The organism is Pedobacter cryoconitis, assembly GCF_003259615.1.
GTDB classification, from domain to species: domain Bacteria; phylum Bacteroidota; class Bacteroidia; order Sphingobacteriales; family Sphingobacteriaceae; genus Pedobacter; species Pedobacter cryoconitis.
Map to the genome: position 1 here is coordinate 332,413 of NZ_QLLR01000001.1, position 22,492 is coordinate 354,904.

The window sequence follows — 22,492 nt, forward strand, 5'->3', positions numbered from 1 at the left end:
AGCTGATTATTTCTTTTTTTACCCCACGCCGGGCACACATTTCGCCACAAAAACAATAAATAACTGATTATCAGTTAAATAATTTCATGTAAAACAAGGATAATAAAATCAGGAACTCATCTTTTGATAAGTTTTCTCTCAGAAAGCCTAATGATCTGGCCATAATTTTATAGGTCGCCTTCACAGAGATCCCCATGACCCCGGCAATTTCATCGTAAGAAAGATTCTCATAAAATTTAAGAAAGATAGCCTCTTTTTGTCTGTCAGTAAGTTTTTGCAAAGCCGGTTCCAGTCTTTTTTTAACTTCTTCTTTTTGCTCCCCTTCCACCATTATATCCTCTATACTTAAGGTGATTGAAAATGGATAATCTGCAGTTTCCTCAAACTCCTGATGTTTCTGAAGCTGAGTTATTTTCTTAAAAACAGAAAGTCTGAAAGCTTTAAAAAGATAATTTTTGACATCCGCAGGGGTACTGATGAAATCTCTCCTGGTCCAGATATTAACAAACAGTTCTTGTATACATTCTTTGATCAGGTCTTTATCCACGCTAAACTTTGACCCATAGTTATATAAAGAATTTGAATACAACTTAAAGAGCGATTCCAATGCAGCTGCATTTCCATTTTTCAATAACAACCAGTACTGCTTTGCCGATGCGGAATCTTTAGATATAACCAATGTTTTTTTTCGCTAGAATACTAAATTACCCATCAAACATAAGAAATACTAAATAATCCATCGCGATTAATGTTTACATTTGAGTAAATAAGTGCGTTCTCTTTGATTATTCTCTACCATGGCTATAAATTCTAATAAGCAATATATTATAGCCATAGGTGCGTCTGCAGGTGGTCTTGACGCAATTTCTGCCTTCTTTGACTACACCCCCTTAGATGGTGTGTCTTATATTGTAATCCAGCATCTTTCTCCCGATTTCAAAAGTCAGATGGTACAATTGCTCAGCAGGCACAGTAAACTTCATATTGCAGAAGCTACCCATGGCATTCAAATAGAATCGAATAAGGTATACCTGATACCCAGTTCCGATTTTATGCAGGTCAAAGATGGCAGGCTTCTTTTATCTGATAAAAAAGATAAGCCAAGACCGCATATGACTATCGATCATTTCTTTATTTCTTTAGCTAAAGAACAAGGAAACAAGGCCATCGCTGTCATCTTATCCGGGTCTGGAAATGATGGGACCAAAGGAGCAGAAGCTATTCGCAAAGCTGGTGGCATTGTGATCGCTCAGGACCCTGCAACTGCAGCTTATAAGGAAATGCCCATGGCAGTAATCGCCAGTAATTCTGTCGATAACATCCTATCTCCCAAAGATATGCCCAGATACATCGAAGCCTATGTAAAAGAAGGAGAAGCGCAGGAAACAATCTATCCTGAAGAGGAAGAAATCAGTGAAAACGGGCATATAGAGATTATCAATTTAATCAAAGATACCCTGCCTTTTGATTTTACAGATTATAAGCATCCCACGATTATACGCAGAGTGAAAAGGAGAATGGAGCAGCAGCATATAGATGACGTTGCAAAGTACTATGCTTTTTTACAGCAGAATCCCGAAGAAATAGAGCTGCTGGCCAATGATTTCTTAATTGGTGTAACCTGCTTTTTCAGGGACCCGGATGCCTTTGCTATTGTTGAAGAAAAGGTAATCAAGGATATTATTGACCATAAAGAACCCGGTGATGTGATAAAAATCTGGGTTGCAGGTTGTTCAACAGGTGAAGAAGCCTATTCCTTAGCAATATTATTAAGAGAATATCTGGATAAAAAACAACACCAGGCAGAGGTAAAGATATTTGCAACTGATATTAGTAAATCGGCTTTGGAATTCGCTTCAAAAGGAGTTTATACACAAACCCTGGTCAAAGGAATAAGGCCAGACAGGCTGAAGTTTTTCACCCGGGAGGGAGAACACTATAAAGTGAAACCAGAAATCAGGAAAATGCTCATTTTTGCGCATCATGATCTGGCTAAAAACCCTCCATACTGTAATATTGACCTGATCAGCTGCCGGAATCTGTTAATTTACATGAATGCTTCATTGCAGAAAAAAGTATTCTCCATGATGTATTTCGGTTTAAAAAAAGATGGGTATCTATTTTTAGGACCAAGCGAAAGTGCTGCAATTCTGCAAAAAAATTTTTCGGAAATCAGCAGTAAATGGAATATACTAAAACGTAATAAAAATGGAAGCACTATCCGCTTTGATATATTTCCTTCTCCGGTGATTGAAGGAATAAAAAATACTACCATGGAAATCAGCAAGAAAACTATAGTCCCTCTTTCAAAATTCGCTGTCTCAGATGAGATCAATAAAGCGTTATTAGAGGAGGCCGGATTCAGAGGTGTTTGTACTGATGAGAATTTAAAAGTTATTTACTCTTTCGGTGATCCCGCAGTTTATCTCAAAAATGAACTGTTCAACTTTGATCTGAATGACCTGATCCCTGATCACCTGGCTATTGCTTTTAAGGCTGCTGCGCATAAAGCGCTAAAGCAGAACCAAAGGATTATCCTCAAAAATCTGGAGTTTGAACTTGAAGAAAAGCCAGTAAAAAGTACTGTCGATCTGGTGATTAAGCCATTTTTAGCTACAAAATCAAGCACACAATTGTTACTGGTCCTGTTTTTAGAGCAGAAAAACGACAAAGACGGAGATAGTTATGTAATGGCAGATGATATTTCACCACTCACTAAAGAATATGTAACGAACCTGGAAAATGAGCTGGCAGAAGCTAAGCATCAGCTGGAAGTGGCGCATGACTGGATTGCTTCCTCAAATGAGAACATGCAGTCTTTTAATGAAGAACTTTTATCGGCCAATGAAGAAATGCAAAGTGCGAATGAAGAATTGCAGTCTTTAAATGAGGAATTACAAACCATTAACAAAGAACAGCACTATACCAATACAGAGCTTGCAGAATTGAATGATGATTTGAATAATTACTTCCGGAGCAATTTAAACGGACAATTATTTGTAGACCACGATTTACTGCTTAAAAAGTTCTCTCCTTCGGCTGTGGAGCATATTAACATCCGCGACAGTGATATTGGCCGTCCGTTAAGCAACATTACCACAAATATCAGGATGGATGGCTGGATAGATGACATTAAAGAAGTCATGTACATCAACAACACGATCGTCAGAGAAGCCAGATCTGAAAAAGGTAAGATCTACCAGATCATGACCATGCCTTATATCAGGAAAAACAGTACAAAAGCAAGCGGAGCAGTCATTAGCTTTTATGACATTACAGAATTAAAAACTTTAGCTTCTAAAATAGCAGTCAGCAATGAAGACCTGCTGAAGAAAAATGAAGAAATTACAGAAGTTAATGCAGAGCTTTTAGAGCGCAATGAACAGTTAAGCAACTCTAAACAATACACAGAAGAGATATTCAATACGATACACGATCCCCTGGTTATTTTGGATAAAGAGCTGAAAGTATTACGTGCATCTGAGGGCTTCTTCCATATGTTTAAGGTTAAAGAAGAGGAAACCAAGGGTGCATTTTTATATGACCTTGGGAATAAACAATGGGACATTCCTGCGCTGCGTAATCAATTAGATACTATTTTACCCCAAAAAGGGAATTTTAAAGCCTTTGAAGTTGACCATGTATTTAACTTGATCGGACGCAGAATTATAAGGCTTACTGCCAGACAGTTTGACACCCATAACCAGGAAAAACTAATCTTACTGGCCCTGCATGACATCACCGATAAACGCAAAGTGGAAGAAGGACTTGCAGTGGCAGAGCGGTTATTGGCAGAAAGTAAAGAAAGATTACATTTTGCCATTGAATCTGCTGGTATAGGAGCCTGGGATTTTAACCCGCTGACGAATGAACTGATCTGGGATAACCGTTGTAAAGAGCTATTCGGTCTTGTACCAGGAGACTATGTGGATCACTCCGTATTTCTGGCCCATGTTGTAGCTGAAGACCGTAAAATGGTGGAAGAGAAAATGCAGGAAGCCTTAAGTGGCATAGCTGATGGTGAATTTAATACCGAATATCGCGCTGTTGTTGCTAAGGATCAAAAACAGCGCTGGATAAAGTCAAAAGGAAAGGCTTATTTCAATGCAAAAAATGAAGCTACCCGTTTCATTGGAACGGTACTGGATGTTTCCGGTGAGAAAACTGAGGAAGAAAATACCAGAGAGCTGCTGTTGAGAAAAGACGAGTTTATCAGTATTGCAAGTCATGAGCTGAAAACTCCCATAACCAGTCTTAAAGCTGCCCTGCAATTGTTAGAGCGGATGAAAGATAATCCATCGCCGACCATGTTTCCGATTCTTTTAGCGCAGTCTACCAAGAGTATGGAAAAAGTAACCAGTCTGATTGATGATTTATTAAATGTAACCCGCCTCAATGAAGGACAGATTCATTTGAATAAATCGACCTTCAATATAGCTGAGCTGCTGAATGCCTGTTGCACACACGTCAGAGCAGATGGCAAACATGAAATTATTGTGCAGGGCGATGAAGATATTGAGGTTTTTGCAGATGAAAACAGAATAGACCAGGTCATTGTCAATTTCGTTAACAATGCCGTGAAATATGCACCACTTTCTAAAAATATTTACCTGCTGATTGAAAAAGAGAATGGGATGACTAAAGTATCCATCAAAGATGGTGGCCCGGGTATTCCAGAAGAGAAAACACGACATCTGTTTGACCGGTATTACCGCACAGATTATGAGGGCGGACAATATTCCGGCCTTGGTTTAGGTCTTTATATCTGTTCGGAAATCATTAAACGTCACGGAGGAAATATCGGTGTGGACAGTGTAGTTGGTCAGGGCTCTTCTTTCTGGTTTACATTACCCTAAGATAACAATTCACCTTATTATCACAGGAATCAACCTTTCTGCAACCTTTTTTGGCCTTAACAGGCTTAAAAGCTTTCTCTTTTTCGACTTTTTCAGTAGTATCAATCTGATTTATAGTGGTTAAATTGGAATAAGCCAGCCCAATTACGCTATCAAAAGTAAAAGAATCGGTGGTTTGTTTGCATCCGGAACTGATAAATACAATTAAAGCAAATAACATCAGTAAAAGTCTCATATTTATTATATAAAAATTCATTGTTCAATAAATATTTATATAATAAACCGAAATAAGAAATTTAATACGTCAACTACCCTTTTACTTACATCAACGCCATGTTACTACTAGAAAACCATATTTAATTAAGATTTTCCGGGGATAGCTTTCAGGCCCATTATATCCGTGGCAAAGCTGAAAGTCTTCGTTTCTACAGCCTGTACTCCTTTGCTTAATAATGGAGAAGCGATCACATGAGTTCCTGCTTCAGGGATTGCTGATTTGACTTTAAGTGCGGCAGTTGTACCCAGTTCATCAAACATTTTTAACATCGCATCGATTTTGACTGTTTTATCCTGATGCTGCTCATCCTTATAATAATATAACATCAATACGGGTTGTTTGACCTGCTGATAAGTTTGTTTGATATTAGAAGTTTCTATAAACTCCTGCAATTGCGGCACAGCTTCCAGGCGATATTGACTATACCAGTATTGAAGGACTTTCGGGTCCGTATCTGCAGATTTTTTCGAATACATCCCTCCCATTACTTTACGGATGAGTTGCAGCCCCCAGGGTTTATTGGTCAGCCAGGCAGAACCGTCATTGATTGCAATATTAGGGGAATAAAGAATAATTCCTTTAATCTCGGGGAAGTCTGCAGCTAATCTCACAGCAAGTGCAGCTCCGGTAGAAGTACCCATGATAATTACTTTTTTACCTAGTTTTTTACCAATTGCATAGGCTTCAAGCGTGGAAGCCCACAATTTTTCCGGTGTAAATTCAAGCATGGCATCCTGATCTTTCAATCCATGCCCTGCCAGCCTGGCAAGGTAAAGGTTACAGCCAAACTTTTTGGCAAACTCACGGTGTACAGGATCTCCCTCTCCCTGGCTCGCCGTAAATCCGTGCAGATAGACTAAAGCATATTCAGTTTGCTGATGTGTACTGTCAGCCCAGACAATTCTGGCTTCATTATCAGTTTTCACAGGCAGTCTGGCTTCTCTTTGCTGAATAAAGGTATCGAGCTGAGTAAGCTGATCGGGAACCTGTGGTAGTTCTTTTACATAAACAGGAGTAGCAGGCTTAGGGCCTGAAAAATAAACAACAACCAGCAGAAGTAGCAGAACTCCCAGACCTACAAGAATTTTCATAAAAAGCGTTTTGTGACTATATCAAAATTAGCATTTTTAATTTATTAAAAATTAAACCTGCCAGATATAAGTACAATTAATTATACTTGTCTAATTAACTTATAATTATCAACAATTATTATCTCAGCCAAACCAATGAACCAAAAACCATCAAGTGCATTTATAGGAGCTTCCTGGGCAGCTTTAATGGTAGGATTTGCAGCCTATAACATCGGACTTTTCAATGCAACCATGCTACTGAATGAAAAAGGGTATTACTTTACCATCCTTATTTTAGGGATATTTTCTGCCATATCGGTACAAAAATGTGTGCGTGATCGCCTCGAAGGAGTTCCGGTAACCAATATTTATTATGGAATAGCCTGGTGCTGTACTATGCTTTCACTCGCATTATTAGCTATCGGTCTTTGGAACGCAACGCTTGCTTTAAGTGAAAAAGGGTTTTATGCGATGTCATTCGTATTGACAATTTTCGCCGCTATCTCCGTGCAAAAGAATACAAGAGATAGTCTTGGTGTGGATGCTAAAACATCAAATGATCCTGCTAATTCTAATTAAAAGTATAATGGGCTAACTTTTAAAGGTTAGCCCATTTTGATAAATATTAAACTTTAAGAATCAGCCCATTTCAAAAGGCTTTGCCTGCGTCGGTCAGGTTAAACTGATGCTTTCTGCGTCGTGAAATAACGTCTGTGGTAGTTAATCTGCCCGGTATGATAAGATAAATGGGCTAAAAGATGAATTAAAACATATTCTACAGTCTGCTGCTCATTAACCAGTTTGATTTCTGCAGGATAACCCTCATTCAGACCTTCATCTGTCAATGTTGAGATCGCATCCCCGATCACCTCCGACAATTGATCAAATTCAATAATTAATTCTTCTTTGGTAAATAAGCGGTCTTTAAATTCGGCCTCCCGGTTTCTTTCATAATTGATATGTCCAAAAGGATTACCTACAAAGGCTTTCAGATTGCCAATTAAGTGCTGTAATAGATTACCGCCTGAATTAGCCGTTCCTGGTAATAATTCCCATAGGGTCTGATCATCAGGATACTTTTTCAGTTCATCAGTAACTTTGATAATATCACGTTTGTATAATTGTGTATAAAATTCGGTATTCATTGCTTTTATTTTTAAAACAGGACATCCTGCAGGTCTGAATTCTTATCAAAAACACTTTTTGCAAAAGGGCATAAAGGAAGGATTTTCACGTGTTTAGTTCTTGCATATTGCACAGCTTCCAACACCAGCTTCTTGCCTACCCCTTTTCCCGAAAAATCAGGACTTACCTCAGTATGGTCAATAATCAGTTTATCTGGCCCTGCCCATACATAAGTCATTTCTCCGGCTACTTTTCCTTCTTCTATTGCTTTAAAAAGGCCTTTTCTCTCATCGTTAGTTTGTTCAATATTCATTTTATCTGGTTTTCAGAAGTTTATTTATAGGAAATGACAATATTAAGGCTTGATTTGTTTGCTTTGTGGCGGAAGCGGAACAAATTCTGTTTCTCCCGGAACCGGGGGAAATGCTTGTTCCAGCCATTTAGTTTTAGCTTCTTCAATCCTTTCTTTGCTGGAGGCCACAAAATTCCAGTATATAAATCTTTCTTCAGGGAATGGTTCTCCGCCAAAGATATATACTGTCGTATTTTCTTGCAGTTCAAATTCACAAAGCTGGCTGTCATTGGCAATCAGGATCTGTTTTGGCCCATAAACATGGCCTTCACTTTCAATAGCCCCTTCCAGGATATATAAAGCACTTTCGCCATAAAGGTGTTCTCCGATTTTTACCTTCTGAGGAGTTGTTGTTTTCAGTTCCAGAAAATAAAGCGGGCTGAAAACAGGCACAGGAGATTTTTTACCAAAAGCTTCTCCGGCAATAAGTTTAAAAGAAACCTCACCAGATTTCCAGGCCGGCATTTGATTTTCTTCTATATGTGCAAATTCAGGAGCCATTTCTTCTTTATCTTTTGGAAGTGCTACCCAAATCTGAAGTCCATGCAACATTTTATCGGAGTGGCGCAAATAGCCTGGTGTGCGTTCTGAATGTACAATTCCGCTGCCTGCAGTCATCCAGTTTACCTGTCCCGGTTTAATTTCCACTTCATTCCCTAAACTATCTTTGTGCATGATACTGCCTTCAAAAAGATAAGTCAGTGTCGAAAGGCCGATATGCGGATGAGGGGGCACATCCAGATTTTCATGATCACTTAAACACACAGGGCCCATATGATCAATAAAAGAAAACGGGCCAACCATTCTTTTTTCGCGGAAAGGTAAAAGCCTGCCGACCATAAAATTGCCAATATTGCTTGCTCTTTCTTCTATAATCAGTTTGATATTTGACATCTTTAATCTTGTTTTTTGAATAGAACTAAGATAGGATTAATTGCTTCCGCCCAAATTGCAAACTACAATTCTTTTCTGATGCGGCTTAACTGCGTGGGTGTAATACCGAGGTAAGAAGCGACATGATGCTGTTTAAGACGTTCGTTCAGACCAGGATACCTAAGCAGAAATGCTAAATATCGTTCTTTAGCATTTTGATATTTTGCAGTAATTTCCAGCACTTCTTTAGCAATAATCCAATGTTTTTCCATGTATTTAATATAAAACATAGCGAGATCAGGGAACTTTTCTATCAACTGCAGGAAGGCAGAAAAGTCATATTCCAGAACTTCTGCATCTTCAAGTGCATAGATATTAAACAAACTGGGTTGCTTTTGAAGTAAGGCTGAGGTAGAGGCAACAAATGAGTTCTCGGCAAAAAACTTCTTAATGACAACATTTCCTTCTTCAGTAGTATAATAATAAGAGAAAAGACCTTTTTTAACGAAAGCAATTGTTCTTGGTATGCTTCCTTCTCTGAGCAGGAAGTCATGTTTGAGAATAGTTTTGGGGCGCACTATTTTGATAACCTCTGTGATACAGGCAGCAGATAACGGCGCGTAACTATTTAATGCTTTAACGAATGAATCCATTCTTGTATTTACGTAAATACAAAGGTGGTATTTTCATCCGGTATATACATCAGTTTACGCGGCCGCAAATGCTTGTTTAACGTCAAAACATCACCTAAATTGAACGTTAGTTTTACCTGTTGAATGGTAGTACCTACCTAATTTACTGCAATCATAACCCCCTTGAATGGTAGTACCCGCTTATTTTACTGCAGCCATCACTGCGGTAGCATCAATTTCAATTAACATGCCATCCAGTGCAAGTCTTGGAACCGGAATCAGCGTATTTATCGGGAACTGCTCATCAGGCCATACTTTTTTCCCTTCTTCAATGAGTATTTTGTGTTTATCAGCATCATAATCGACTACGAGTGTGGTCAATTTAGCAATGTGCTGCATTTGAAGGCCTTTACTTTTTAAGGCAATAGCCAGGTTTTCAAAAGTACACCTTACCTGTGTTCTGAAGTCTGTACTCAGTTCTCCCTTGTTATCTGTTCCTGCCTGTCCGGCAACAAATACCAATATACTGTTAGCGGGTACGGTAGCCACGTGAGAATAACCATGCGGACGGGGATCATATAAGCCTTTCGGATTCGTAATTTCCTGTGCGATCCCCTGTTGAGTTAATAAACCTAATGTTGCCATAATTAATAAGGATTGAATGATTTTCATTTTTAAGACCGGATGAAATAGTTATGCAAGAATAGTAATTGAAAAGCTGAAGCTTTTGACCAGTAAGCCGTATCATGCGCGCCCGGACGCTCTATATAATCGTGTGCTATTTTAAGTTTGATCAGTTTTTGATGTAATGCCCTGTTGACTTCCAGCAAAGGATCATCAATACCGCAATCAATAATCAGCTTTAATTCATTGTTCTTCAAAGAAGACACATTATAATTCACCGTATGTTCTTCCCAATTTTTTTCATGGCCTTTATACTCACCAAGGCTCTTTTCAATGTTGTAACCGCTGGTAAAAGAGGTAAAATCTACTGCTCCGCAAATACTGCCGGCAGCTCCAAAAGTTTCTTTATGCCTTATTGCAATAAAAAGTGCTCCATGACCACCCATACTCCACCCATATATCGCTCTCTTTTCTCTTTGGACAAGCGAAGGATAATTTTTGTCTGTGTAATTCACCAGCTCCTTACTCAGGAAAGTTTCGTACCGCAATTGCGCATTAACAGGACTATCAAAATACCAACTGTCAAATCCGCCATCTGCGAGTACAAAAATCATTTGATAAGTATCTGCCTGTGCGGTCAGATCTGGAATATCCTGTTTGATAGTTCTGATAGAATTCCCACTGTAACCATGCAATACATAAACTACCGGAAACTTTTTAATCTCCTTCGTCTGATCCGGTGTGATAAAAACACAGCGGATTTCTTTTTTCATAGCCGCACTATAAACTGATACTGTATCTACTTTTGCTGCAAATGCAGAACCTGTAAACAGCATCGCTATTAAAAGCCCTGATAATTGTTTCATATTTATTAATTTGCGACAAAGTACCGCCTAATTTAGCTGCAAAACATTTACATATGTTGATGAAATTATGATGAGTTGATGAAACTACGATGATTTTTCAAATTACACCACGGAATAAAAACCTGCTATGAGATTCACTTGTTCCCTTATTTTATTCGTCATGCTATTTCATTCTTTATCCGCCCAAAATAATTTCAAACAGCAGCAACTTACCTTTGAAAGGGTAAAGAATGCTTACAATGAAAAATGGGCCGATTTAAAGGCCGAATTACATCAAAAAGGCTTTAAAGATAAATTTGAGTTACACCTGGAAGCTTATAAAAGTGAAGGCAAAGTAGAAATCTGGTTGAAAAATAAAAATCAGGCTAAATACAGTTTACTCAAGACTTATCCTTTCAGCGCACATTCAGGAATTTTAGGGCCAAAGACTAAAAAAGATGACTTGCAGACTCCAGAAGGAAGCTATTTCATTGACCGCTTTAATCCTGAGAGCCGATTTTATTTATCCTTAAGAATTAATTACCCCAATGCAATCGATTTGTTAAGAAGCGGTCAGCAAGACCCCGGATCGGATATTTATATTCACGGCAACCAGGTTACTGCAGGTTGTATCCCGCTAACAGATGATAAGATCAAAGAAGTTTATATACTCGCTGTGGAAGCCGGGAATAGCGGACAAGTACAAATTCCTGTTCATATTTTCCCTTTTAGAATGACAAAAGAAAATATGAACAGGAATACAATAATCTTTCCGCAGCACAAGGTATTCTGGAAGACCTTACAACTGACTTATGACAATTTTAAGAAGTTTAAAACTACAGTCTGAATAGCTTCAAACCACAGCCTGAACAGCTAAAAACCATCCTTTAATCCACCACCATAGAAGACCATGTTTCTTGCAAATGGTGCCATTTCAATTGTCCATCCTCACCTCTGACAAATAAAGCAGAAGCAATTCTTTTGTTATCCCCTTCTTCCCTGTACTGAAATTCTGTGTAAGTCATCAAAACACTATCATTTTGTACATACTGTGCTTTGATGTCTGTCACTTCTACAGAAATATCGGGCTTTACCCCGTAAACTGTAGGTAACCATGCAGATAACTCTTCAAAATTCACAGCTACGCCGCCGGGTGTAATCATGATAAAGTCAGGGTGAAATTTCCTCAGTATTGCATCCTCCCCCGCTTTGTTTCCTTCCACATCACTGCGAAACCATTCTCCGATATTTTGTATAAAGAGATTAATCTCTTCCGTTGCCTGTGCTATAATATTCATATCTATTGTTAATTAATGTTTCCTGAACTGCACATCAGGCTATAAAAATAGTATTATTTAATTTCAATACGGAGTCAGGGTAAAATCCAATCAGGTTGTCACAAGATAAACCACAAGAAAATGACTCATCCGTCAATGCCTGTTCCCCACTGGTCAATCATTTTGTTGCCAACCTCAATTCACACCTAATTTAGTAATCTTATGACAGGTCAGACTCATTCATTATGTATTATGTTCAGCGGCTTTCTATCAATTGCATTGGTCATTGCAATTATTATAGTCATTTATTTATTAAAAATTGTCCATGAATCTTGTGAGGAATAAACTTTTCAATCAGCTGTATCCATTTGTTTTCTTTCCTATTTACCTGGTTAGCCTGCTCCCGCATTCCATTGCAGCGCCAACGATTGGAAGATTCCTATACTTTATTTCCTACAACATATTCAGGTATCGTTACAATGTAGTCCTGCAAAATCTCTCCAGGTCTTTACCTGCCAAGTCCTATCAGGAGATCCAGGAAATTGCGAAGGAATTTTATAAACACCTGATCTCCATGGTCATTGAAACCATCAAACTTTTTTCTGTGAGCAGTCACGATCTCGATAAAAAAGTGCAGCTCGTGAATACAGAATTATTAACCAGGTATCATCAGCAAAACAGGAACATCATCGCTGTTCTTGGGCACTATGGGAACTGGGAATATCTGAATATACTGCCCGCGCAGCTTCCTTTTACGGTAAATGCGATCTATAAACCACTCACTAATCCACTGATGAACAGACTCGTTCATTACGTAAGAGGGCGCTTCGGCATGCAGCTTGTCCCTGCAAACCAGGCACTCAGACATCTTTTGAAACAAAAAGATAAACCACAATTATCAATTTTCATTGCAGATCAATTTCCGGGTAATTGTGAACAGGAGAAATTTGATTTCCTCCATCAATCGACAAACATGTTTAATGGCGCAGAGAAACTGGCTATGGCCACAAATTCAGTAGTTGTTTACCTGGAAATGAAAAGAAAGCCAGACCACTGCTGGGAAATAAGTTTTTCCCTGATTACTGATGCTCCAAAGGAAACCAGTAACCAGGAAATCACTAAATGTTTTGCAAACCAGCTTCAGCGGACCATCAGGAAAGATCCCTCTTACTGGTTATGGTCGCACAAAAGATGGAAGAAATAACACGTTTAAAATGAAAATATGAACACCTTATTTCCATCCTCCTCCAAGTGCTCTGTATAAAGATACAGTAGCTTGCAATTGCTGTAATTGATCATTGACCTGGCTCAGTTGCGCCGCCAGAAAACTTTGCTGCGCAGTCAGTACTTCCGTATAGTTTGCAGAACCGTACCGCACCAGCGCCTGTGTATATTGAACTGATTTTTCCAGGTTCTCTAATTGGCTGGACCTGGTAATTTTCTTTTCCGAAGCCTTCTGATAAGAATACATCGCATTGGAAACCTCCTGCCCTGCAGTCAATATCGCCGTCTGAAAACTTAATACGGCTTGCTGCTGCTGCTCTAAAGCTACCTTTAACCTTGTTTTGTTAGCCCCTTTGTTAAATATAGGCTGCGTCAACCCGCCAGTTAAACTGCTGATCCATGAGCCCGGCCCGAAGAAACTGCTAAAGCTGGTATACCCTCCTGCTGCTGAAATGGTTAGCGAAGGATAAAAATAAGTCCGCGCCACATTGCTGAGTTCAAAGGCGTTTTTAAAACCATATTCCGCAGCCTGTACATCCGGCCTGTTGGCTAATAATTGTACGGGCACACCAGTTTGCAACAAGGTAATCGGGTGGATCTGATCAAATTTGCTGCGTGCTATCGGCCCCGGAACATTGCCTAACAATAAGTTCAGTCCGTTTTCAGTTTCCCGGATCGACTGCATCAGATCAGGGATAGTCACTGCAACGGCATATTTACTGGATTCACTTTGTACAACTGCTGCCCCGGTCACCACATCTGCAATTTTCAGCTTTTTCATAATATCGACAGTAGACTGCCAGTTTTTCAAACTTTGCTGGGTAATCAATAGCTGATCATCCAAGGCTAGTAACCGGTAATAATTAGTCGCGATACTGGCAACAAGTTCAGTCTGAACAGCCCTTGCACTTGCTTCTGCCTGCAATAAAGACGCTAAATTAGCCCGCTTTGCACTGCTAAGTTTCCCCCATAAATCGGCTTCCCAGCTTGTGGTCAGCTCGGCCTGGTACTGGTAAGGAATAATACTTTTTGCTTCATTCGGATTAGAAGAGCCAGTGGCTATTGCACTCGCATCCTCATTTAAAGAAGGTAAAAAGGCAAGCTTACTTTGTTCAAAATAAGCTTTAGACTGCCGGATACGGGAATACGCAGCTTGCAGGTTCAGATTCCGCTGGATACCTTGTCCAATCAGCTTTTGTAATAAAGTATCCGTGAACATTTCTTTCCAATGCAGGTTTGCAATGGTAATCGTATCAGCAGCTACATGTTCTCTGTATAAACCCTCCATATCCACAACCGGTTTTTCATAAGGCTTTGTGACTTTGCAGGAAGCAAATAACACGATGATCAACCCAATGACGGGCAGATGTATTTTCAAGTATCTTTTCATAATTACGAGTTCCGGTAATTAAATTATAATTTGTGCTCGGGTTTCTTCTTTTTCAACTTCTCCTGAAGCGTCTGAAACACGATAAATAAAGTCGGTGTAATAAACAGCCCGAACACTGTTCCAATGAGCATCCCGCCAACAGCGCCCACACCAATAGAACGGTTACCATTCGCGCCTGCGCCTGTAGCCAGCATTAACGGAACCAGTCCTAATATAAAGGCAAAAGAGGTCATTAATATAGGTCTGAGCCTTGCTTGCGCCCCTTTTACGGCAGCTTCTACAATCTCCATACCTGAGCGCCTTCTTTCCACAGCAAACTCTACGATCAGGATGGCATTTTTAGCCAGCAGTCCAATCAGCATGACCAGGGTAATCTGGACATAAATATTATTACTGATTCCAAATAAATGGGCAAACATAAAGGCCCCGGCAGTACCTACAGGTATGGTCAGCAAAATAGATAAAGGCAACAGATAACTTTCATATTGCGCACTCAGCAGTAAATAAACAAAGACCAGGCAAAGCAGGAAGATGAAAATCGTCTGGCTGTTTCCGGCAAGCTCTTCCCTGGTAATTCCTGAATATTCATAACTATAACCTGCAGGTAATGTTTTTGCAGCAACTTCCTGTATCGCAGCAATCGCCTGCCCGGAACTATATGAGGCATTCGGCGTTCCGTTGACACTGATGGAGTTATACAAATTGAAACGGGTGATCGCTTGTGGCCCATAAGTCTGTGTCAGGGTAAAGAACTCTGTTACAGGCACCATTTGTCCATCAGGTGTACGTACAAAAACCCCGTTCAAACTTTCCGGAGTCAGCCTGTATTCTGGTGAAGATTGTACCATTACCCTGAACTGCTGTCCGAACTGGTTAAAGTTTGAGGCATAAATCCCCCCGAAATAACCTTGCATCGCAGAAGTAATATCGACCACATTCAGCCCCGCTTCTTTAATCTTCGGCACATTCATGTTCATCAGATATTGAGGGAAGTTCGGATTAAAAGAAGTCGTGGCAAATTGTATTTCCGGCCGCTCAGATAAGGCAGTTAAAAAGTCTTTACTGGCTTTATAAAAAGGAGGAATTTCCCCACCTGTTCTGTCTTGCAGCTGAAAAGCAAAACCATTGGTTGTTCCAAACCCCTGGATGGTGGCCGGAGCAAAGAACTTCACCTCAGCTTCTGTAATATCAGAAGATTTCTTGATCAGTTCACTGATAATCGCCTGCACGTCTCTTTTTCTTTCATTCCAGGGAATAAGCCGCATCACTACAGTGGCATAATTACTTCCCGTTCCGGATAACTGACCACGCCCGGTGATAGCCAGTACGTTATTGATTTCCGGGATCGTATGTGCAAGTTTTTCTATTTTTCGGGTCACCACATCAGTCCTTTCCAGCGAAGCACTGGGCGGTAAAGTGATATTACAGTTCACTGCCCCTAAATCTTCGTTGGGCACAAATCCTGTTGCTGTATTTTTAGCCAGGAAAAACAGCGCGGCCATAAAGAAGGCCAATATGGAAAGCGGAATCCATTTCTTATGGCTGAAAAAAGCAATCGTGTTCGCATACTTGTTGCTCATCCGCTCAAAAGCAGTATTAAAAGCAGTATAGAATTTCTCCATGAAACTCATTTTGGCCGTCCCTTTTTCATGATGGCTCTTTAAAAACAGAGCACATAATGCCGGGCTGAGTGTCAACGCGTTAATGGCCGACAGGATAATCGCAATAGCCAGGGTAAGTCCAAATTGTTTATAGAAAACTCCCGATGACCCGCTAATGAAACTAACGGGAATAAATACCGCAGACATCACTAAAGTAATAGAAACGATGGCACTTGAAATTTCGCCCAGTGCGTCGATACTCGCTTCTTTTGCAGAAGTATAACCACTGTCCAGTTTCGCATGGACTGCCTCGACGACGACGATCGCATCATCCACTACAATACCAATCGCAAGAATCAGGGCAAAGAGCGTCAGTAAATTAATGGTAAACCCGAATAATTTCAGGAAGAAAAATGTCCCTATAATGGCCACCGGTACAGAAATAGCCGGAATAAGTGTAGACCGGAAGTCCTGCAAGAAGACAAATACGACGACAAACACGAGTATAAATGCTTCAAATAAAGTATGCAGCACCTTTTCAATGGAGGCGGTCAGGAAATCATCGACACTTTGCAACACAACGTAATGTATCCCCTTAGGAAAGGTTTTAGAAGCCTTGTCCATCACTTTAAGGGTTTGCTGAATAACTTCACGGGCATTGGAACCTGCAACCTGCGCCACATTTATTGATACCGCAGGATGGCCGTTAGTTCTTGTACTGTTAAAATAACTCAATGCACCGAGCTGAATCCTGGCAATATCTTTCAGTCTTAATAAGCGGCTGCGGTCAGCAGAACGAATCACGATGTTTCCAAATTGCGCGGTATCAACCAGTGTACCCGGATATTTGATCACATACTGAAAAGCTTGTCCGCCACGCTCCCCGAATTGTCCGGGAGCTGCTTGTATATTCTGGTCAGAAAGCGCTGCAGTTACATCATTAGGAACTAATCCATAAGAAGCCATAGCCTGTGGATTAAGCCAGATACGCATAGAATAATCCATTTGACCGGAGGCAGAAGCATCACCGACACCCTGAATCCTTTTCACCTCTGGTACAATATTAATATCTACATAATTCTGCAGAAAGGTCTGATCATAAGCCGGGTTATCACTATAAACCGAAAAGATGAGCAGCGTACTGGTTTGTTTTTTCTGAACAGTTACCCCGGCTTTAGTTACTTCCTGAGGCAATAAAGGAGTAGCGCGGGAAACAGCGTTCTGCACATTAACGGCTGCCATATTCGGATCACTGCCAATTTTAAAACTTACGGTTATATTCCCTGAACCGTCGTTACCGGCCGTAGAGGTAATATAGTCCATATCTTCGACCCCGTTGATCTGTTGTTCAAGAGGTACAATTACACTTTTCAAAACGACATCGGCACTCGCACCGCTATAGTTGGCTGTAACTTGTACAGTTGGGGGCGCAATATCAGGATACTGGGAAATCGGGAGGGAAACCAGGCCGAGTATCCCCAGGGTAACTATGATAATAGAAACCACGGTTGATAAGACCGGACGTTCAATAAATAGCTTTAACATATGCTGATATTTCTTAAATTATTTTGTTGGTTTAATTTCCAATCCTTCTCTGAGGTTTGAAATACCGTCTGCTACTACTTTATCGCCTGCTTTTAATCCTTTCTGGATCACATAGGAATCATCTGTACTGGCGGCAGTTGTAATTTCCACAGAATTCACTTTGTTTGATTTATCCAGTACGTATACAAATAGTTTTCCCTGGATCTGGTAAGTGGCTTTCTGTGGTACGAGTAAAGCTGAATTAATTGTTCTTGGAATCCGGACCACGGCACTGCTCCCGCTTCTTACCAGTCCATCATGGTTAGGGAAAGTCGCTCTCATATTAATAGAGCCTGTTTGTGCATTGATTAAACCACTGGCAGTTTCTACCTTTCCTGCAGTGGGCAATACATTTCCATTGGCAAGCACAAGGTTAACAGGTGGCAGTGTGGTTAATTTTTGCTGCATGGTTACGCCTTTAGCGGCAAGAAAAAAGTCAAGCCCCTGTCTTTCATTAATGGAGAAATAAGCATAAATGCTTTCAATGTTTGACACCGTAGTAAGCGGGTTGGTCGTGGTACTGCTCACCAGACTTCCGATTTTATAAGGAAGGATACCAATTACACCATCCACAGGGCTGAAAATCTGTGTATAGCTTAGGTTTGTTTTCGCATTATTCATCGCTGCATTGGCTTGTGCAAGTGCGCCTTGTTTGGACTCCAGGGTATATTTTGCTGATTCCAGCTGATAAGGACTCACAATATCCTCGTCTACTAATGGCTTTACTTTGTCCACGTTCATCCTTGCGGCGTTGACATCTGCCTGCGCTATTTTTATATTGGCTTCTGTTGTTTTCACATCCTGCTCATATTGCGGGGCATTAATTCTAAAAAGAAGCTGTCCTTTTTTGACAGATGCTCCTTCATCAACAAAGATGTCTGCTACGTATCCATCTATTTTTGGGCGTATTTCAATATTCTGTATTCCCTGTATAGTCGCAGGATAATCAGAATAGATATTGGCAGTTACAGGAGCGAGCGTAATTACAGGATAGGGTTTAACCTGATCGGCTGTTTTATCTTTACCTTTATTATTTCCACAAGAGGAAAAGATAACCAGGGAAGCCAGAATGGCTAAAGGAGTTTTGAAAGTGTTCATGTCGTCTTTAGAAAGAGTCATAGCCAACAAGATTGACTATATACAAGATAACCATATTAACGCTCATTGAGTTAACTGGAATAAAAAAAAGGAAACGGAAAGATGAATCCGCTTGTTAAACTGGTTTAACAGTAAGGGGGAGCCCGCAGCGGGAGCAGCTGAAATTCATGTCCGCTCAGACTTTTAGTCGTATATAAGACCTGGTAGGCTTGTACAACGACAAGGACTGGTGGTATTAAATCCGTTTTAAATCCAGCAGAAGGTAGTATAATCTGTTGAAAATCCTCGTCAAAACAAAGTAATCTGCAATGCGTAACCTTAGCTCTGCACATTGGAGTTTTTAAATTTCCAATTTCAGTAGAAGCACCCTTGTGAAAAAAACCATCCGCATATCTTACAATTACCCTTCCATTGATGCCAAAAACAATGACCAGCATCAGGGTAAGTTTAATTAAGATATTCACTGCTTTTTGCATTTTCATCAAAGGATAGACTGTATAATGTCTGAAAGGTTCAAATATATTCAAAAATTCTGTTCGAATTCTGTAGACTAAAACGAAAAAAGAATATATTTTGTTTCAATACAGGCTTTAAAAATAATCTGTCCTTTGCTAAAAGAGTTGAGCCATGCTGCCTTAGATAGTATCTACCTAAAGCAGCATGGCCCAACTCTTTATTGACAACGTTATAAATCAGCTGCTAAATCAGCTGATGGGTTTCTTTATTGGTAGCCATCACAAAAATGCTCTTGGTTTGGCCAATCCCTTTCACTTCTCCCAATTTATTGACAAAGAAATCGTGGTAATCTTCCATACTCTCGGCCACTATTTTAACCATAAAATCAAAATCACCGGAGATATTATAACATTCTACGATTTCCTTAAACTCCAGCATCGCTTTGATAAAAAGCGCACCTGATTTCTTATTGTGTTCTTTCAAAGTAATCATGCAAAGAACAATCATCCCCTTCCCGATCAGCTGCCTGTCCAGGATAGCCGCATATTGTTTAATTACTTTGCTCTTTTCCATCCTTTTAATCCGCTCATGAGTAGGTGTCGGGCTCAAATGAATAAGCGCAGCTATTTCTCTAACCGTTAGTTTGGCATTTTGCTCCAGCAGTCTGAGTATTTCATAGTCTTTCGCATCTAATGTTACGGAAACCTTTTCCGGTTGTTCTGTATTGATCATAAATTATATGCCTCAATAGGCAATTTGTTCTTTTAAATATACAAAAACAATACGCTTGTACTGAATATTTATTATCATTTCCGTAATCTATTCCATATAAATACCTTTGAAAGAACAACATCAATTTATGATTTCAAAGAAGAACTTTATTCTCATCATTGCTTCGATGGGTATTTTTGTAGAAGCACTCGATATTGCCATTATTAATTTAACTATTCCCTCTATACAAGCGCAGTTCAATATCACCAATGACCAGGTACAATGGCTGCAAACACTTTACGTATTACTTTATGGTGGTTTTTTAATCATCGGAGGAAAGTTATCCGATGTCATCGGCAGAAAGAAAATCTTTATGATAGGCGCTGCCCTGTTCCTGCTGACCTCTTTGGGGGCCGGACTCTCAGGTTCCTTTGCGGTGCTTGCTTTTTACCGCGCTGTACAAGGTTTAGCTGCAGCACTGATTATGCCTTCAGCTTTATCTATTGTCACACACACCTTTACAGAAAAGAATGAGCGTAGTAAAGCCATAGGGATTTTCAGCTCTTTTGCAGCTATCGGTTCAGGCAGTGGTTTATCTATAGGCGGGATTATCAGTACCTACTGGGGCTGGCACTGGGTTTTCCTGATTAACGTTCCTATTCTGGCACTCGTTATTTTCACCTCCTGGTATTACCTGGATGCAGATAGTCCGCGCGACAGAAAGAAATCACCAGATCTTATCTCAGGTTTTATATTGGTCGCAGCTTTACTGATGCTGAGTTACGGGGTACATGAACTCGGTAATTTTCAAAAACACTATTTATTATTACCTGGTTTAGCAGTCGCAATTGCAATCTGTATGAAGGTTTTATTTACCCGTTTAACGACATTAAAAGATCCATTAATTGACTTATCAATTTTCCGCTCTCCAACGGTTGTTACCGCAAACGGGGTCTTCTTTTTACTGGGTTCTTTTTGGACGGGTTATTTGTTTATCATTTCCTTATTGCTGCAAAAAGATATGAATTTCAGTGCTGCGAAATCTGGTTTACTGCTTGTTCCCTTTAGTATTCTCTCTGCACTGGTCGCCAAGTTTGCTTTACCTGCCATCATGAAAAGACTGAATATAGCCCGCACAGGTTTCCTGGGGATGGCAATGATGTTAATCAGTGCAGTTTTACTCGCAGCGTCGTTATGGACCGGCCACTCTTTAATTCTAATTTTGCTTTCTGCTGCATTTGCTTCAGGACTGGGAATTACAATTAGCTATACCGGCTTGTCTGTACTTTCTATTCAGGATATTCCGAGCCAGCATTATGGTTTAGCTTCCAGCCTTGCCACCACTTCTTATTTTCTTGGTGCGGGAATAGGACTATCAATCCTGACGCTGTTTATGACCGGTAAAAACGTGACTGCTTCTGTAACGCCGCTTTCGATCGTAATTCTGGGTATCTATGCTTTTATTGGCTTAAGCTGGTTAATTGTATTCATCAGAAATCAAAGTATCACTCAAAAAAGAGCGGTGGAAATTTCCAAATAATCTTAAGCAGGATAGATGCCCTTAAGTTACCGGAGTCATCTATCCTGAATAAGTTACGACCTTAAGTTATTTTTTTCTTAGTTAATTATTATGGATATAGCGCAACGGTTGCTTGTTTATCTTTTGTCGACAATACAGTAGCACCCGAATTACACTGGCCACCATTCATTAGTGAGGCAGCATCTGTTCCTCCAACTCCTGGTACAGGTGTGGCAGTGCCCTCACCAATAGCTGACCAGTTTGTATGTCTCAATGAAATATTGTGTCCCAGCTCATGCGTAATTGTTCTTTGACGCTGTGCAAAACTATTTGCAGCAATATAAGCTTTGTTGATTTTAATTAAGTTACCTGCAGCACCGCCAGAAGGAAATGTTCCCTGACCACAAACACCATTACCAAGATTTTCATCTTTGATCAGGATGTCATAAGTTCCGCTTGTCACTATCGAGAATTTAACGGTAGAACCAGCAATTCCATTCCATTGATTCACTGCAGAAGTCACCTCTGCATTCATGCTGGTCATAGAAGCGTCCACTTTTACACGTATGTTTCTTTTATTGGTGGCATTCACCAGGCTGCCTGTATAGTACTGCTCAGTTTTTGGCTGACCAGCAGGGATAACCATGTTTTTCGGGAAGATAATATCTTCCTCCACTACATAGTGATCGCCATTTTCAACAATAGCTGATGCAGGAAAACCAAGGCTCTGAATATAGGACAATACCTTTTCAGATTTCTCAGTTTGCGGGTCAGGGGCTGCAGGTGATTCTTTGGTTTTAGAACACGATGCGATCACTATTGCGGCCAGCGCAATGAAAGTGAAATTTTTCAAATTTTTTCTCATAGGGTTGATTGTTAGGTAGATCGTAACACTACAATATACAGAACATTCATTTATTCCTGTAACTTTTTTGATATTTATTTTAAACCAGTGTTAAAAATACACTGGTTTAAATG

At 40.0% G+C, this 22,492-nt stretch carries 21 protein-coding genes; 5 read left to right on the forward strand and 16 right to left on the reverse strand.

Translation table 11 applies throughout. The features are described from left to right. Positions 1–70 precede the first annotated feature (70 nt). Complete coding sequence (locus tag LY11_RS01435; protein ID WP_111631944.1) at positions 71–679, reverse strand: RNA polymerase sigma factor; 609 nt, start codon at positions 677–679, stop codon at positions 71–73. Positions 680–797: 118 nt separating this feature from the next. Between LY11_RS01435 and LY11_RS01440 the strand changes: the two genes are divergently transcribed. After that, complete coding sequence (locus LY11_RS01440; RefSeq protein ID WP_111631945.1) at positions 798–4,856, forward strand: CheR family methyltransferase; 4,059 nt, start codon at positions 798–800, stop codon at positions 4,854–4,856. Here LY11_RS01440 and LY11_RS26560 read toward each other — a convergent pair. After that, the gene (locus tag LY11_RS26560) at positions 4,843–5,091 is read right to left on the reverse strand and encodes a hypothetical protein (protein WP_111631946.1); all 249 of its coding nucleotides are present in this window, start codon (positions 5,089–5,091) and stop codon (positions 4,843–4,845) included. The genes LY11_RS01440 and LY11_RS26560 overlap by 14 nt on opposite strands. A gap of 125 nt (positions 5,092–5,216) precedes the next feature. Further along, positions 5,217–6,224, reverse strand: coding sequence for an alpha/beta hydrolase (locus LY11_RS01450; protein ID WP_111631947.1), 1,008 nt, complete (start codon positions 6,222–6,224; stop codon positions 5,217–5,219). A gap of 135 nt (positions 6,225–6,359) precedes the next feature. On the opposite strand from LY11_RS01450, the gene yiaA reads away from it, so the two are divergent. Next, a complete protein-coding gene (gene yiaA / locus LY11_RS01455) occupies positions 6,360–6,782 on the forward strand; it encodes an inner membrane protein YiaA (protein WP_111631948.1) in 423 nt (140 codons plus the stop codon). A 98-nt stretch (positions 6,783–6,880) separates the two neighbouring features. On the opposite strand, the gene LY11_RS01460 is transcribed toward yiaA, so the two are convergent. From LY11_RS01460 to LY11_RS01485, 6 genes are all read right to left on the reverse strand, one after another. Further along, complete coding sequence (locus LY11_RS01460) at positions 6,881–7,348, reverse strand: DUF1572 family protein (protein ID WP_111631949.1); 468 nt, start codon at positions 7,346–7,348, stop codon at positions 6,881–6,883. 11 nt (positions 7,349–7,359) lie between these two features. Beyond that, positions 7,360–7,641 carry a GNAT family N-acetyltransferase gene (locus LY11_RS01465; protein WP_111631950.1) on the reverse strand — a complete coding sequence of 94 codons (282 nt, stop codon included), beginning with the start codon at positions 7,639–7,641 and terminating at the stop codon, positions 7,360–7,362. Positions 7,642–7,683: 42 nt separating this feature from the next. Beyond that, the gene (locus LY11_RS01470; protein ID WP_111631951.1) at positions 7,684–8,574 is read right to left on the reverse strand and encodes a pirin family protein; all 891 of its coding nucleotides are present in this window, start codon (positions 8,572–8,574) and stop codon (positions 7,684–7,686) included. A gap of 62 nt (positions 8,575–8,636) precedes the next feature. Next, complete coding sequence (locus LY11_RS01475; protein ID WP_111631952.1) at positions 8,637–9,206, reverse strand: Crp/Fnr family transcriptional regulator; 570 nt, start codon at positions 9,204–9,206, stop codon at positions 8,637–8,639. A gap of 180 nt (positions 9,207–9,386) precedes the next feature. After that, positions 9,387–9,857, reverse strand: a complete 471-nt coding sequence (locus tag LY11_RS01480; RefSeq protein ID WP_211321463.1) for a RidA family protein — start codon at positions 9,855–9,857, stop codon at positions 9,387–9,389. Between the two features lie 2 nt (positions 9,858–9,859). Then, a complete protein-coding gene (locus tag LY11_RS01485; RefSeq protein WP_111631953.1) occupies positions 9,860–10,675 on the reverse strand; it encodes an alpha/beta hydrolase in 816 nt (271 codons plus the stop codon). Between the two features lie 127 nt (positions 10,676–10,802). On the opposite strand from LY11_RS01485, the gene LY11_RS01490 reads away from it, so the two are divergent. Then, positions 10,803–11,501, forward strand: a complete 699-nt coding sequence (locus LY11_RS01490; RefSeq protein WP_111631954.1) for a L,D-transpeptidase family protein — start codon at positions 10,803–10,805, stop codon at positions 11,499–11,501. 40 nt (positions 11,502–11,541) lie between these two features. Here LY11_RS01490 and LY11_RS01495 read toward each other — a convergent pair whose 3' ends face one another. Further along, the gene (locus LY11_RS01495) at positions 11,542–11,952 is read right to left on the reverse strand and encodes a DUF4440 domain-containing protein (protein ID WP_111631955.1); all 411 of its coding nucleotides are present in this window, start codon (positions 11,950–11,952) and stop codon (positions 11,542–11,544) included. A 304-nt stretch (positions 11,953–12,256) separates the two neighbouring features. Between LY11_RS01495 and LY11_RS01500 the strand changes: the two genes are divergently transcribed. Then, a complete protein-coding gene (locus LY11_RS01500) occupies positions 12,257–13,135 on the forward strand; it encodes a lysophospholipid acyltransferase family protein (RefSeq protein WP_111631956.1) in 879 nt (292 codons plus the stop codon). Between the two features lie 27 nt (positions 13,136–13,162). Here the strand turns inward: LY11_RS01500 and LY11_RS01505 are convergent, their stop codons facing one another. The 5 genes from LY11_RS01505 to LY11_RS01525 all read right to left on the reverse strand — a co-directional run bounded on the left by LY11_RS01505 (position 13,163) and on the right by LY11_RS01525 (position 20,016). Then, positions 13,163–14,545, reverse strand: a complete 1,383-nt coding sequence (locus LY11_RS01505) for a TolC family protein (RefSeq protein WP_111631957.1) — start codon at positions 14,543–14,545, stop codon at positions 13,163–13,165. A gap of 23 nt (positions 14,546–14,568) precedes the next feature. Further along, on the reverse strand, positions 14,569–17,691 hold the full coding sequence (locus LY11_RS01510; RefSeq protein ID WP_111631958.1) for an efflux RND transporter permease subunit: 3,123 nt from the start codon (positions 17,689–17,691) through the stop codon (positions 14,569–14,571). Positions 17,692–17,709: 18 nt separating this feature from the next. Beyond that, the gene (locus LY11_RS01515; protein ID WP_245952547.1) at positions 17,710–18,849 is read right to left on the reverse strand and encodes an efflux RND transporter periplasmic adaptor subunit; all 1,140 of its coding nucleotides are present in this window, start codon (positions 18,847–18,849) and stop codon (positions 17,710–17,712) included. 104 nt (positions 18,850–18,953) lie between these two features. Further along, complete coding sequence (locus LY11_RS01520; RefSeq protein ID WP_111631960.1) at positions 18,954–19,310, reverse strand: hypothetical protein; 357 nt, start codon at positions 19,308–19,310, stop codon at positions 18,954–18,956. A gap of 217 nt (positions 19,311–19,527) precedes the next feature. Then, a complete protein-coding gene (locus LY11_RS01525; RefSeq protein ID WP_111631961.1) occupies positions 19,528–20,016 on the reverse strand; it encodes an Lrp/AsnC family transcriptional regulator in 489 nt (162 codons plus the stop codon). 127 nt (positions 20,017–20,143) lie between these two features. Here LY11_RS01525 and LY11_RS01530 point away from each other — a divergent pair, with 127 nt between their 5' ends. Further along, complete coding sequence (locus LY11_RS01530) at positions 20,144–21,535, forward strand: MFS transporter (protein WP_111631962.1); 1,392 nt, start codon at positions 20,144–20,146, stop codon at positions 21,533–21,535. A gap of 88 nt (positions 21,536–21,623) precedes the next feature. On the opposite strand, the gene LY11_RS01535 is transcribed toward LY11_RS01530, so the two are convergent. Beyond that, positions 21,624–22,379, reverse strand: a complete 756-nt coding sequence (locus LY11_RS01535; RefSeq protein ID WP_111631963.1) for a M57 family metalloprotease — start codon at positions 22,377–22,379, stop codon at positions 21,624–21,626. Positions 22,380–22,492 lie beyond the last annotated feature (113 nt).